10 protein-coding genes, 2 tRNA genes and 1 pseudogene are annotated in these 13,693 nt (G+C 41.0%); 10 read left to right on the top strand and 3 right to left on the bottom strand.

Going from position 1 to position 13,693, the window contains the following annotated elements; genetic code table 11:
• Positions 1-2: 2 nt before the first annotated feature.
• Entirely contained in the window at positions 3-1,385 is a 1,383-nt protein-coding gene (locus GLIP_RS04185; RefSeq protein ID WP_008843330.1) for an MATE family efflux transporter, read from the bottom strand.
• A 1,037-nt stretch (positions 1,386-2,422) separates the two neighbouring features.
• Here GLIP_RS04185 and GLIP_RS04180 point away from each other — a divergent pair.
• From GLIP_RS04180 to nth, 9 genes are all read left to right on the top strand, one after another.
• A tRNA-Asn gene (locus GLIP_RS04180) sits at positions 2,423-2,499 on the top strand.
• 21 nt (positions 2,500-2,520) lie between these two features.
• Positions 2,521-2,597, top strand: a tRNA-Asn gene (locus GLIP_RS04175).
• A 151-nt stretch (positions 2,598-2,748) separates the two neighbouring features.
• On the top strand, positions 2,749-3,330 hold the full coding sequence (rsxA, locus tag GLIP_RS04170; protein WP_008843327.1) for an electron transport complex subunit RsxA: 582 nt from the start codon (positions 2,749-2,751) through the stop codon (positions 3,328-3,330).
• On the top strand, positions 3,330-3,884 hold the full coding sequence (gene rsxB / locus GLIP_RS04165; protein ID WP_008843326.1) for an electron transport complex subunit RsxB: 555 nt from the start codon (positions 3,330-3,332) through the stop codon (positions 3,882-3,884). Before rsxA ends, rsxB begins: the two co-directional genes overlap by 1 nt.
• A 12-nt stretch (positions 3,885-3,896) precedes the next feature.
• Positions 3,897-6,341 carry an electron transport complex subunit RsxC gene (gene rsxC / locus GLIP_RS04160; protein ID WP_008843325.1) on the top strand — a complete coding sequence of 815 codons (2,445 nt, stop codon included), beginning with the start codon at positions 3,897-3,899 and terminating at the stop codon, positions 6,339-6,341.
• A gap of 6 nt (positions 6,342-6,347) precedes the next feature.
• The gene (rsxD, locus tag GLIP_RS04155; RefSeq protein WP_040521821.1) at positions 6,348-7,460 is read left to right on the top strand and encodes an electron transport complex subunit RsxD; all 1,113 of its coding nucleotides are present in this window, start codon (positions 6,348-6,350) and stop codon (positions 7,458-7,460) included.
• 3 nt (positions 7,461-7,463) lie between these two features.
• Entirely contained in the window at positions 7,464-8,126 is a 663-nt protein-coding gene (rsxG, locus tag GLIP_RS04150) for an electron transport complex subunit RsxG (protein WP_008843323.1), read from the top strand.
• A gap of 1 nt (position 8,127) precedes the next feature.
• Entirely contained in the window at positions 8,128-8,826 is a 699-nt protein-coding gene (locus GLIP_RS04145) for an electron transport complex subunit E (protein ID WP_008843322.1), read from the top strand.
• 14 nt (positions 8,827-8,840) lie between these two features.
• Positions 8,841-9,473 carry an endonuclease III gene (nth, locus tag GLIP_RS04140; RefSeq protein ID WP_008843321.1) on the top strand — a complete coding sequence of 211 codons (633 nt, stop codon included), beginning with the start codon at positions 8,841-8,843 and terminating at the stop codon, positions 9,471-9,473.
• 105 nt (positions 9,474-9,578) lie between these two features.
• Here nth and GLIP_RS04135 read toward each other — a convergent pair whose 3' ends face one another.
• On the bottom strand, positions 9,579-11,021 hold the full coding sequence (locus GLIP_RS04135; protein ID WP_008843320.1) for an amidohydrolase family protein: 1,443 nt from the start codon (positions 11,019-11,021) through the stop codon (positions 9,579-9,581).
• A gap of 399 nt (positions 11,022-11,420) precedes the next feature.
• On the opposite strand from GLIP_RS04135, the pseudogene GLIP_RS21625 reads away from it, so the two are divergent.
• A pseudogene (locus GLIP_RS21625) lies at positions 11,421-11,643 on the top strand (hypothetical protein); the annotation flags it as partial.
• A 282-nt stretch (positions 11,644-11,925) separates the two neighbouring features.
• Here GLIP_RS21625 and GLIP_RS04130 read toward each other — a convergent pair.
• Positions 11,926-12,972 (bottom strand): helix-turn-helix domain-containing protein, encoded by a 1,047-nt coding sequence (locus tag GLIP_RS04130; RefSeq protein ID WP_008843318.1) that lies wholly within the window; start codon positions 12,970-12,972, stop codon positions 11,926-11,928.
• Positions 12,973-13,693 lie beyond the last annotated feature (721 nt).

Raw genomic sequence — 13,693 nt, 5'->3', positions numbered from 1 at the left:
AATCAGGTTTCCTTAGTTATTTGGATAGGCTGACTATGTTTATTTAAGCTTTGGCTAAACCAAGCGTAGGCCACAACGGCAATACATAAATTGGCTAATATGATGCCAAAAAACATGCCTTTAATATTTAACCATTCGCTGCCTAGATAAGCTAAGGGAACGAAAAACACAAACAGCCTTATTATGCTCAAAATCAGCGCTGACATAGGTTGATGCATTGCATTAAAAGAAGAGTTGGTAAGTATCACCACACCCTGCAATCCATAACCTAAGGGCACGATATACAAAAACAAGACTATCAGGTCTGCGACTTTTTGTTCCTCGGCAAACAATGCTGCTATATAGGGCGCAACTAAACAAAGTATTAAATAAATAGCAAATTGAATAATCAATACAAACTTCAAAGACAAAATATAACTAGAACGAACTCGACTGGTTTTATTTGCCCCATAATTTTGGCTGATAAATGGAGGTAATGACATTGATAAAGCCAACACTAATATGCTTGCTATAGACTCTAAACGGCTGCCGACGCCCCACGCAGCCACCGCCTCAGGTCCGTAGCCAGCCACTATCGCGGTAATGACTCCTCCAGCAATGGGGGTCAACATATTTGCACCTGCAGCAGGCAGACCAATACGTAAAACACCGCCACTGGTGAGCTTTAATTCTGAAAACGTTAGTAGTCGCGGTAGCATTAACTTACGTTTAATAGCCAACAAATAAATAATGTAAACAAGGCCAACACCCCAAGCGATGGCGGTAGCTAACGCGGCCCCTTGAATTCCCATTGCAGGTATTGGTCCCCAACCGAAGATGAATATGGGATCTAAAATGACGTTGATCAACCCACCACTGGCCATAATAATACTAGGGGTTTTAGTGTCACCCGCAGCTCTCAAAACACTGTTACCGACCATAGGCACAGCCAGAAATATCGCGGCTGCATACCACAAATACATATAATCTTTTATATAAGGAAGGAGTTCTTCCGTTGCACCCATAGCACGAAAAACCGGCTCAATTGTTAGATAACCAATAAAAGCCAAAGCGCCAACCAAGATAAATGAAAGCATCAACGCGCCGGTAGCAAACTCCTTTGCTAAATGCGTTTCTCCTGAACCAAGAGAGCGACCAATAGTCGCTGAAGTTCCGATTCCTAAACCAATGTTTAAGCTGATAATGGTAAAAGTAACAGGGAATGTAAAACTAATAGCGGCCAATTCATCGGTGCCTAACATACTGACGAAAAATGTATCGACTAATCCGAATGTCATCAACATTATCATGCCCACAATCATAGGCAATGTCATGCGCTTTAGGGTGTCGTAAATGGGCCCATTCAGCAAATCATTATTTCTGTGTGTTGCTTTTGGCTCACTCACTATTCTTGTACTCTTTTTCGGCTAATCGACAATGATAATAGACATAGCAAAAATTAACTACGTCAAAATGGTTTTAACGTTATTTTTGATGTCGTTTAGGCGCTGCGAAAGCAACCAAATAATTATATGACAATGAGAAAACTGAATATATGGTTTTTTGTTGAGAATTTTACTCCACTCTCCTCCCCTTACATTTTAAAGCGTCACAATGCGGATGCTTTTCGCTTATAAATGAACTTGGCGAAATGTTAATAAAATGTCAATTTTCAATATCTTACTCAACAAAATCAAGGTCTTTAGCAAAACAACACACAACAAAATTGAAACAGGTAACTTTTTAACCCGAGGTCAATACCACTTTAGTGTAAATATTGTAAATTATTGATTTATAATGCTTTTTAATTTTTTAAAGAAAATTTCAATTGCGTTATTGACATCTCAATACAAATTGATTTCCTTTTTTTTGGAGCGTTATGCACAAAGTTATCCACAGGAATAGTGGATAACTGTACCTACACCAATAAACCCGCTATGTTACAGTAATGTGACTAAAAAATAGGTAAGTCGCTACTAACCTGATGGACTGTAAGTTTATGTTTCAGATTTATTAAACACTGTGATAAAACACAGTGATCAACAAAATCTTTATAACAAAATAGAATAGCCTGTAGTATTTTTGGTTATTTTTATTCAGTAAAAATGTGGCACTTTATTTGCCGATTCAAGGGATATTTTATAACCAAAATAGTGCAAAATGTTATTACCAATTATGGGGAATTTATCTTCACCATTTTATAATTTTCACTACGTATCTTTTTACTCGCTATTAACCGTAAAAATCCAATGTTTTTTACTCGGCAAAATATAGTCGATCGAGGTGAATCTAGCTTAGATGTAAAAATAAATTCGAAATAAGCTATTTTTACAGCAATTTTAGCCGCTTATTTGACCAATTTAAAAGAATGCCGAAAAAACTAAGATATTGTATTGACAGGAAGGGTCTTGCTCATTAATATTCGCCTCCGTTGAAAATCTGGTCCCCCTTAGCTCAGTTGGTTAGAGCGACGGACTGTTAATCCGCAGGTCCCCCGTTCGAGTCGGGGAGGGGGAGCCAACTTCAACGATACAATTTGATTCCCCCTTAGCTCAGTTGGTTAGAGCGACGGACTGTTAATCCGCAGGTCCCCCGTTCGAGTCGGGGAGGGGGAGCCAAATCTCCTGGCTCTATCTCTTTATTTCAATTGCACATACAAATTGACCATTTTTTGGTCGCAATAACCTTATGATTATCAAGTTGTTAATCGGTCTGTAAACAGAGATAATACCCACTGTTTGCAACATCGTTAGGCGATACACGAATCAAATGAGTGAATTTTTAGTTTTATTGGTAGGCACAGTACTGGTAAATAACTTTGTATTAGTCCAATTTTTGGGCTTATGCCCCTTCATGGGCGTGTCTAACCGTTTAGAAACGGCCATTGGCATGTCGATGGCTACCACTTTCGTCCTCACTCTGGCTTCGCTTAGCAGTTATTTAGTTGAACATTATATTTTACTTCCATTAGGCATTGGCTATTTACGCACGCTAAGTTTCATCTTGGTTATTGCTGTAGTGGTGCAATTCACCGAAATGGTCGTTCATAAAACCAGCCCTACCCTATATCGCCTACTTGGGATCTTTTTACCGCTTATCACAACTAACTGTGCTGTTTTGGGTGTTGCATTGTTAAATGTGAATAAAGACCACAATTTTATCCAATCCATAATATATGGTTTTGGCGCAGCCGTTGGCTTTTCTTTAGTGCTTATTTTGTTTTCAGCCATGCGTGAACGTCTTGCTGCGGCGAATGTGCCAGCACCATTTAAAGGCGCGTCAATAGCGATGATTACAGCTGGCCTCATGTCTATGGCATTTATGGGCTTTACTGGATTGGTGAAGTTTTAATGACCTTAATGATTGCACTGATTGCGATAGGAATGATGGCGCTTATATTTGGCGCTATCCTTGGTTATGCAGCTATTCGCTTTCGGGTTGAAAGTGACCCGCTAGTAGAACAGATTGACTCTTTACTACCGCAAACTCAGTGTGGTCAATGTGGATTTCCAGGATGCCGCCCATACGCAGAGTCGATAGCGAATGGGGATGAGATTAATAAGTGTCCACCTGGTGGTGAATCGACTATTAAACAGCTAGCAGATTTAATGGGCGTTGAGGCCAAGCCGTTGGATGCAGCTCATGGCCAAGAAGACGTGAAAAAAGTCGCGTTTATTCGTGAGGACGAATGCATTGGTTGTACTAAATGCATTCAGGCATGCCCAGTAGACGCTATTATCGGCGCAGCGAAACACATGCACACGGTTATTACTGATGAATGCACAGGTTGCGATTTGTGCGTCGATCCCTGCCCTGTTGATTGCATCGATATGATTCCTGTAGAACAAAATACGTCTTCATGGCGATGGCAGCTCGATGCTATTCCCGTAAAGCAAGTCAGTTGAGGTAATGTAGTTTTGTATTCTGACTATGACAGTATTTTACAGCGTTTGAAGCAAGGGAAATTGTGGGACTTTCCAGGCGGAGTCCATCCTCCTGAATTAAAAGACCTTTCAAATCAAAAGCCCATTGAAACCATACCAATGCCGAAAACCTTGCATGTAATGGTGAAGCAACATATTGGTGTTGAAGGTGGCTTGTTAGTAACCGAAGGCGATAGAGTCTTAAAAGGACAGGCCTTAACTCACAGCACCAATCCATTCTCGGTCCCCGTGCATGCTCCTACTTCAGGCTATGTGGCTAGGATTGCGCAACACGTTTCAGCACATCCATCCGGTTTACCCGAGTTAGCCATCGATATCACAACCGATGAATTTGAAACATGGGCACCACGACAGCCCATTTTAGACTACCAACAAAAACCCAAAGCCAAAATTATTGAAGCCATTTGTAATGCCGGTATTAGTGGCATGGGTGGTGCTGGATTCCCAACTCACATTAAATCGTCTCCTAAAAAAGACGTCGAATTTTTAATCATCAATGGCGTGGAATGCGAACCTTACATCACCTCAGATGATCGTTTGATGCGTGAACACGCGTGGCAAATCCGTCAAGGTATCGATATTTTGGTGCACTTGTTATCTCCCAAGCTGGTGATCATTGCAGTGGAAGATAACAAACCAGAAGCCATTGAAGCGATGCAAGTGGCTTGTCAGGAAAATGCTAAATATCGCGTTATTTCAGTGCCAACTAAGTACCCTGCCGGTGGCGAAAAACAACTTATTCAAATTCTCACCAATCGTGAAGTACCAGGCCATGGTTTACCTATCGATGTGGGCGTTATTATGCAGAACGTGGGCACTTGTTTCGCCATTGCTGATGCAATATTTACTGGTACGCCATTGATACGCCGAGTTGTTACGTTAACCGGTAAAGCCTTTAAGCGACCGCAAAATGTATGGGCACCGATCGGCACGCCAATTTCGCATTTATTGGATATTGGTCATTATAAACAACATAAACAACGTGCTAAAAAACTTATCATGGGCGGGCCGATGATGGGGTTTGAAATTGTTGATGATGAAGTGCCAGTTGTAAAAATTACCAATTGCATTTTAGCGCCAGCGGCTAGCGAAATTCAGCAACCTGCCGCCGAACAACCTTGCATTCGCTGTAGTGCCTGCGCGGACGCTTGTCCTGCAAGTTTATTACCTCAGCAGCTTTTCTGGCACAGTCAGGCAAAAGAATACGAAAAAGCGAGTGAATTAAACCTATTTGACTGCATTGAATGTGGTGCCTGTGCCTATGTTTGTCCGAGTGAAATACCGTTAGTGCATTATTATCGCGTCGCGAAAGCAGATATTCGTTCACAAGAACAAGAAAAAGCCCAGGCAGATAAAGCCAGAATAAGGTTCGAAGCAAGAAAGGAACGTTTAGAGCGTGAGCAAAAAGAGCGTGAAGAGAAACACGCTCGTGCAGCAGAAGCCCGACGCCAAGCCATGAGCGAGAAAGGCAACGATGCAAAAGATAAAATTGCTGCTGCTTTAGCTAGAGCAAAAGCTAAAAAACAAGCGAACTCAACACAAGCGGATATTGTAGAACCAGACAGTCAAGCAACATCTACACATTCAAATGCCGAACCTGAGCAATCTGCTACGACAAGCAAACAAGATAAAGTAGCGGCAGCGATAGCGCGTGCCAAGGCTAAACGCGCAGCAGCGAAAGCTGACAATAATAACGAATCGACAGAGCAAGCTACATCTACAGATTCAAGTACCGAATCTCAGCAGTCTGAAACGACAAGCAAACAAGACAAAGTAGCGGCGGCAATAGCGCGCGCCAAGGCTAAACGCGCGGCAGCGAAAGCACAGAGCGATGCAGTAAAAACCGATAGTGAAAGTACTGCAAATGGTGACTCTGCTATACAAAATCCTCCAACTGCCAATGAAGAAACTCAAAGTTCCGCAGTAGACGAATCCGCAGCACCAACTAAACAAGACAAAGTTGCCATCGCGATTGCAAAAGCAAAAGCCAAACGCGAAGCAGTGAAAAAAGCACAACAAGCTGAAAAAGAAGCAACTTTGCCTGATTCAAATACGACTGATGCTCAAGAAACTAACACAGTCGCAGCTCAACATAGTGACGAAGTTGAACAAAAAACAGCAAAACAAAAGGCAGTTGCCGCTGCAATCGCGAAAGCAAAAGCAAAGAAATTAGCTAACGCAAAAACGGATGAATTGGCTCAGAACCAGCCAAAATCAAGTACACAAGATTCAGCTGAAACAGCGCCGCCAACTGAGCGTTCTCAAACTCCAGAAAAGTTGACGGCGACACAGTTGCGCAAACAAAAAGTAGAAGCTGCCGTAGCTAAAGCACGTGAAGAAAATAGGCTAAAAAAACTAAAGCGCGAGCAAAAGAACACGGAAACAAAAAAAACTAACCAAAAAAAGGATGAAAGCTAACCTTTTATGAGCTTTAAATTTACTAGTTCTCCGCATCAGAGAGTCAAGCGCAATACCGGTCAGGTTATGCGGTTAGTTATGTATGCGGGCATTCCAGGTTTAGCGGTGCAAACTTGGTTTTTTGGTTGGGGAGCGTTTATTCATTTTCTTATAGCCAGTGTGACCATCATAGTCACTGAAGCCGCTATATTGGAAATGCGCAAGAAGAATTTCGAAGTCGCGATTAAAGATTGCAGCGCGTTGGTAACTGCATTTTTAATTGCAGTCAGCATCCCGCCATTTGCCCCTTGGTGGATAACGGTTATAGGTAGCATTTTTGCCATCGGCGTAGTTAAGCAGCTTTACGGTGGATTAGGATTTAATTTATTTAACCCTGCGATGGCAGCTTATGTTTTGTTACTCATTTCGTTTCCGGTGCAAATGTCGACTTGGGCAATTCCGCAAGCATTGAGTCAGTTTCCACAATCATTTGCAGATTCCTTTAGTATCATTTTTAGTGGTTTTAGCGCTGACGGATACAGCATTGAGCAATTACGAACGCATATTGACGGTTACACTATGGCGACTCCTCTTGATGCCGTCAAGACTGCCGTATCTCAAGGCTTAACAGTATCCGAAAGTTTACAAACTGCGGTATTCAATAATGGGATTGGTGTGGGTTGGTTTTGGGTGAATTTCGCTTACCTACTTGGTGGCTTGTTGTTACTAAAACTCAACGTGATTAAATGGCAAATTCCAGTGGGCGTGATTGCCGGCATCATGGGATTTTCTCTGGTTATGTATCTCATTGATGATGGCATTTATACCAGTCCGCTATTCCACATATTCAGTGGTGGTTTGATGTTAGGTGCGTTCTTTATCGCTACCGATCCCGTTTCTGCCACTACCACCAACAAAGGAAGGATTATTTTTGGATTAGGTATTGGGGCGTGGGTTTATATTATTAGAACTTGGGGGGGATACCCTGATGCAATCGCGTTTGCAGTTTTAATCATGAATATGGGTGTACCTCTAATTGATTATTACACTCGACCTCGCACTTATGGACATCACACAGAACATAAAAACGTGATTAAAATTAAACAGATAGAGAGTAGCAAAAAGGATAAGGGAGCCTAGTTAATGAAAAAAAGCATCGTTAGCAATGGACTCAAACTCACTGCATTTGCGCTTGTCATTACAGCGGTAATTGCGGTTACTTACGCGGTTACTCGAGAGCAAATTGCCACTCAGCAAATAAATAAACGTCTTGGCATATTAAACGCGATCATACCAAGTTCATTATACGATAACGACATTCAACACGACTGCGTAGAAGTTATTGTGCCCGATTATTTAGGTACAAACGAAACGCACTCGATATTCTTAGCGAGAATGGGTAATGAACCAACCGCTGTGGCCATTGAAACCACCGCTCCAGATGGATATAGCGGAAAAATCGAACTGATTGTGGGGATTAATATGCAATCAGAAGTTTTAGGTGTACGTGTTTTAAATCATAAAGAAACCCCAGGTCTGGGTGATAAAATTGATATTCGTATTAGTGATTGGATTACGTCCTTCACGGGTAAATCTATCGATTCTGAAAAAGTAAAAGAATGGCAAGTAAAGAAAGACGGCGGACAGTTTGATCAATTTACCGGTGCCACTATTACACCTAGAGCCGTTGTGAAATCAGTCAAAAATACCGTATTGTATTTTCAGCAGAACAAACACACTCTATTTAGCTTGTCACAACATTGTGACTTGCCAAATGATCCGCCTATGACAGGCAAGGCAGAATAATATGAATCAATTTCAACAACTTAGCTGGCAAGGACTGTGGAAAAACAATCCCGCCATAGTGCAACTTTTGGGCTTATGTCCGTTGCTCGCGGTAACTATGACGGTGATCAATGGTTTAGGGTTAGGGCTTGCTACCACGCTGGTTTTAATTGGTTCTAACTGTACAGTTTCAATGGTGCGTAATCTGGTCCCTAACGAAATTCGCATTCCTATTTTCGTGATGGTAATCGCTGGGTTTGTGACAGTTGTGCAACTGTTAATGAATGCGTATACCTTCAGATTATATGAAGCACTTGGGATCTTTATTCCTTTGATCGTCACCAACTGTGCCATTATTGGTCGCGCTGAAGCCTATGCCTCTAAAAATCCGGTCGGACATGCAGCATTTGATGGATTAATGATGGGCTTGGGCTTTACCATTGTGCTAGTTATTCTTGGTGGCATGCGTGAATTATTGGGATACGGCACCCTGCTTTCAGGTGCAAATTTGTTATTTGGTGAATGGGCAAACGCCTTAAAAATAACGGTATACGAGACTGATAGTCCATTTTTAATCGCAATTTTACCGCCTGGTGCATTTTTAGGCATGGGGTTATTAATCGCGTTAAAAAATGCATTGGATAAACGCGTGGAGTCATGGGTAGTCAAACCCGATACCGACAAAGTTGTGCAGCGCGCCAGAGTGACCGCTGAAAGTTAAGGTAGTAGTTAGATATGAACAATCTTAAACGGAAAGAGATCCTCACTCGCTTACGAGCAGAAAATCCAGAGCCAACAACAGAATTAAATTACAGTAGTCCGTTTGAACTACTTATCGCGGTTATTCTGTCGGCCCAAGCTACAGATGTAGGGGTAAATAAAGCCACAGATAAACTCTATCCTGTGGCAAACACACCAGAATCAATATATGCCCTAGGCGTAGAAGGGTTAAAGCAGTATATAAAAACCATCGGCTTGTTTAATGCCAAAGCCGAAAACGTGATTAAAACCTGTAAAATATTAATCGAAGAGCATAACTCTGAAGTTCCTGAAAACCGTGAAGCGTTAGAAGCTTTACCCGGTGTAGGCCGAAAAACTGCAAATGTGGTGCTCAACACAGCTTTTGGCTGGCCGACCATAGCTGTGGACACCCACATATTCCGAGTCTCTAATCGCACTAAGCTCGCCATGGGTAAAAACGTCGATCAGGTCGAACAAAAACTGCTTAAAGTGGTACCTGCTGAATTTAAGGTCGATGTACACCACTGGCTAATCTTACATGGCAGATACATCTGTGTAGCTCGCAAACCCCGCTGTGGTGCATGTATTATTGAAGACTTGTGTGAGTTTAAAGATAAGATCGAATAAATTTCAAATGGCTTGGAGTTAGGAGCGTTCATAGGTGTTATTGATGGTTAAAACAGTCCCCGTACTCAGATCTTTCCAGCTATTTGAGAGTTAGCGTTAAACTCATTAATATTTTCTACGATTTTTCCATTTATAAACTTCTTTATTTAAGGTGTTCCAATCCGCTAATTCCGACAGCATTTTATTAATAGCATCTCGATTCAACCATCTTCCGTTTACAAACACTCCGTTTATTTTTCGTGTATTTTTAATGTTACTAAGTGGATTTGCATCCAATAACAAAAGGTCAGCATATTTACCAACCTCAACGGTGCCGACCTTTTCACTAATTTCCAACCATTTGGCAGGCAGCCTTGTTGCAGAAGTTAATGCTTCACCCGTCGTTAGCCCCGCGTCAACCAACAACTCAAGCTCATCGTGCAGTGCAAATCCAGTTACAACTCCTGAAACTCCCGCATCAGAACCTGCCAGCATTGGCACTCCAGCGTCTTTAAAAGCTACTACCATTTCTTTATGGAATACAATAAGGTCGTTTAAGTATTTGAGAAATTCTGAGCTGGAATGTTTGTGATAGTTGTTAGAATTTAACCATTTGTCCTGAAGTAGTGGGTGCACATATTTTAGGGCTTCCATTGAGCTAATTGAGTCAAGGGATTGAACTTGTTCCTTTATTTTTACAATTGCTATGAGATTCGGAATTAACCACGTATTATTATTCTTCGATAATTGAGCAAATCTTTCGGCATCTTCTTTTGTCTTTTCTTGTTTTCTTATCTGTTTTGAAAATTCTTCAGCGTGTGCAACCAATCCAAAATTTGGGACAAATGCTTCTTCTGTTTTACCTTTAAAAGCATCTGGAATATGCCCTACAACCTTAAGACCTTGTTTTTGTGCTTCTTCCACGACGGCTTGAAAGGCTTCAATATTTAAATCTGAATAAGCTTTGATGAAGTTATAACCTTCGGCTTTCAAACTTCTTACAGCCTGTTTAGCATCTGAACTGTTGTTCACTGTTCTTCCGCCATTATTCGTGTCCCCACCGTTTATCATTGCTGCTATTGCCATTCGGGGACCAATCACTTTTCCTTTTGCCACTTCATTTCTTTGTCCAAAATGCTCAACTCTACCACCAAGTTCAAATATTGTTGTGACTCCATTCGCTATATATGTAGTCATAACATCTTGTGTGTCCATAAAAAATGTAGCGCCTTGAGTGGGTGAATTTCCTTTGAAATTTAGATCTGCATTGGTGTGAACATGCATGTCAATTAAACCGGGAATTAGCCACTTCCCTGTTCCGTCGATTACTTTTGAATTACTAGGAGTTTGTCCATTAATTGAGAATATTTTCTGACCTTTGATTACCACTGATGCATTTTTTATGACTTCGAAATTACTTTCTGTCATTGGAATGACATTCACATTTTTTACAACATAAGTATTAGGTTCGTGTTTGTTTTCCTTCAGAACGTTATTTGAAGTTTGATTTGCACAACCCCAAAGACTTATTGCGATCACTATCAATAAATTCTTTAAGATATAATTCATAAGGTCGATTCCATTCATCTGCGAGTTAAAGTAATAAACTAAACATAAGTGACATACAATAAAATGTGTCTAATTTTTAATAATATAAACAAGTTCATTTGATTAGTTACTCCGAGTTTGTATTGAAAAAAACAAATAAGGATAATCTTAGCTTACTGAATAGTATCACCAACAAACGTTTTAACCCCATCTAAATCGCAAACTATGTGTTAAAGGTATTTATGTATTTCCTATTTTTTTTGACAGAAATGCACCTGTTCTTTTGAGAAGCTGGCTTCCTTATTTTGATATCAACACTTGCCCCTACCCCTACTAAGAGAGATATTGAATCGACCAACTGAACTAACTCCTCAAAGCAGACAAAGGTTATAATCCCTTAGTTAAAATCTACTTTAATTATCCTTCGGCTGGCCGACCATAGCTGTGGACACCCACATATTCCGAGTGTCTAATCGCACAAAACTGGCTAATCTTACATGGCAGATACATCTGTGTGGCCCGTAAACCCCGCTGTGGTGCATGTATTATTGAAGACTTGTGTGAGTTTAAAGATAAGACAGAGCAGCGTTGCGTCGGCTATTTGAATTCACAGCGAATTTTGAACGGTTGGGTAAGTGTTTAATACAATCACGTATACAATAAACTTATCTAATGGTGTCTGAGAAAAAAGCGCAAAACAATTCTACTGCGCAAGTGCTTGTCTTCTATGACAATCTGAGCACTAGAGCTCACAACTCTGCGCGGTGAACTTAGTTTCCTCCCATATTTTTGATGCTAGAATAAACGAACCTTTCCGGTAGATTCTTTTGCCGCTCGCGCAATAAAGTTGGCAACACCCACGCGTATAATCTGTTTTCGAATCATCACTGGTTACTATTCCTACAGTTCTCAATTCAATGAACGACTATGAAGCTAACTGTTGCTTGCGATACTCTCCTGGAGTGCAATCAGTAAACTGCTTAAATGCACGTGTAAAGGGAGCCGCTGAAGCAAAACCACTTTCAATTCCAATAACAAGCACTGGCCAGTCGAGTTTATCAGGTGAGCTCAATAGGGTTTTAGCGTATTCAACCCGCTTCTGATTAACGTAGTGATTGAAGTTTTTGGCATTGAAATGTTTCAGCATAATAGCGCGAATACGATACTCAGGAACGTCTAGCTCGCGAGCAATATCGGCAACGCGCAAACTCGATTCCAAAAAACGTTTTTCTTCATCCAATAGAGCATGGATTTGATGAGCGAGCATGTTTTCTTCTTCAATGGCGGAATCGGTACTTTTCTCTTTTTGGCTAAGTTGCTGCTGGCGAAAGTGAATCAGCACATGTGAGCTGGTAAATATCAACACATAAGCGAAAACCACCAGCCAGTCTCTTCCTGTGCCAAGTAATAAGTCTGTTGGCAGTGCAACTGCAATTAACATGACACTGACAATACTTACAATGAATGCAGATAAGTAAATAGTGGAAATCATACGTTGGGTTGCTGTGGCGCTTTGCAATACTCGGTAGCCCTCCCAAAATGCAAGAATGAGCATACCTGATGATAATATTGTAATAGTTTCGGATAAAACAGTGATTAACGTATTAAGCCAAGCGGTATCTAACAGCCACATTTTTTCTGAAAAACGTATCAGATGTCGTAATATCAGGCATGATGCTAGTAACCCAGCAAAAAGGAGGTGATGACGATTAATAGGATTGGATTTACGGAAAAATGTGCGTGCAAATAGCCAATACCCGCTACAGGTTGCAAAACCTAATGTACCGATCAAGTGATTATAAGGTGTCCAAAAATCTGCGGTCAACATAGATGCTATATGCATGGACGAAGATACACAAAAAAACGCGAAAGCTAAATGTAAAACATGCTTTTTTCGAAGACGAAAGTGAAAGATAGCAAGTGCCAGACTCAGCAACACAACGAATAATTGCGCAATTTTTAGCAGGTCCAATTTTTACTCCTCTCTAATTTCCAAGGCTATCTTATTTTAAATCCATTCGTTTTCGATAATCTACTTATTCATCGTTTTTTCATGCATCGATTTTCGAATTCGATGCTCCTGAGGCCCCCGCTTGTGTCAGCATTAAGGCGAAATTTGGAAAACGAGTGTGATTCAACACAAAGAAGTGCCCCACCAGTGCCACTTTGGAAAACATGGGGGCTTCGAATCATTTTTGCAGCAATGGTAATAGTTCTTGGCTCAAATCAATTGAATTATATTCTAGGAGGAAGTTCTGATTGGACAAATTGGAGAGGACTAGGACATTCAATGTTATTCACGCTTGCAGTGCTAGCAATTGGAGGTATCTTTCGTCCCTTAGCATTTCTACCAATTATGTTCTATGAAATCGCTTGGAAACTAGTCTGGCTGTATACTGTCGCGCTACCACCATGGCTGGCAGGTCAGGAAATTCCGAACATCGTAAACGCTAGATCATCGATAATTGGAATTTGCATATTAATCGTTTTGATTCCGTGGAGGTACGTTTGGTGGCGATATTTCAGTCAACCTATTGAACCTTGGCGACGCAAAAAGCAAGCAAGCAATAACAAATAATATTTGCAATAGTCAGCCAGTGACTGCGACGATATCTTGGTTATCACCTAAGAATACATCCATCACTGCTTTTGATTCACACTTTAGTAACCCGAGAGCGGATTGCTAGCCGCTC

The organism is Aliiglaciecola lipolytica E3 (genome assembly GCF_000314975.1).
Classification (GTDB): domain Bacteria; phylum Pseudomonadota; class Gammaproteobacteria; order Enterobacterales; family Alteromonadaceae; genus Aliiglaciecola; species Aliiglaciecola lipolytica.
Note: the sequence above shows the minus strand (reverse complement) of the source record. Positions and strands in the feature narration are given on the sequence as shown.

Excerpts from the sequence above, each read along its gene's own strand:
- GLIP_RS04145 (WP_008843322.1), top strand. The coding sequence starts at position 8,128 with ATGAATCAATTTCAACAACTTAGCTGGCAAGGACTGTGGAAAAACAAT.
- GLIP_RS04135 (WP_008843320.1), bottom strand. The coding sequence starts at position 11,021 with ATGAATTATATCTTAAAGAATTTATTGATAGTGATCGCAATAAGTCTT.
- rsxA (WP_008843327.1), top strand. The coding sequence starts at position 2,749 with ATGAGTGAATTTTTAGTTTTATTGGTAGGCACAGTACTGGTAAATAAC.
- nth (WP_008843321.1), top strand. The coding sequence starts at position 8,841 with ATGAACAATCTTAAACGGAAAGAGATCCTCACTCGCTTACGAGCAGAA.
- rsxD (WP_040521821.1), top strand. The coding sequence starts at position 6,348 with ATGAGCTTTAAATTTACTAGTTCTCCGCATCAGAGAGTCAAGCGCAAT.
- rsxG (WP_008843323.1), top strand. The coding sequence starts at position 7,464 with ATGAAAAAAAGCATCGTTAGCAATGGACTCAAACTCACTGCATTTGCG.
- rsxB (WP_008843326.1), top strand. The coding sequence starts at position 3,330 with ATGACCTTAATGATTGCACTGATTGCGATAGGAATGATGGCGCTTATA.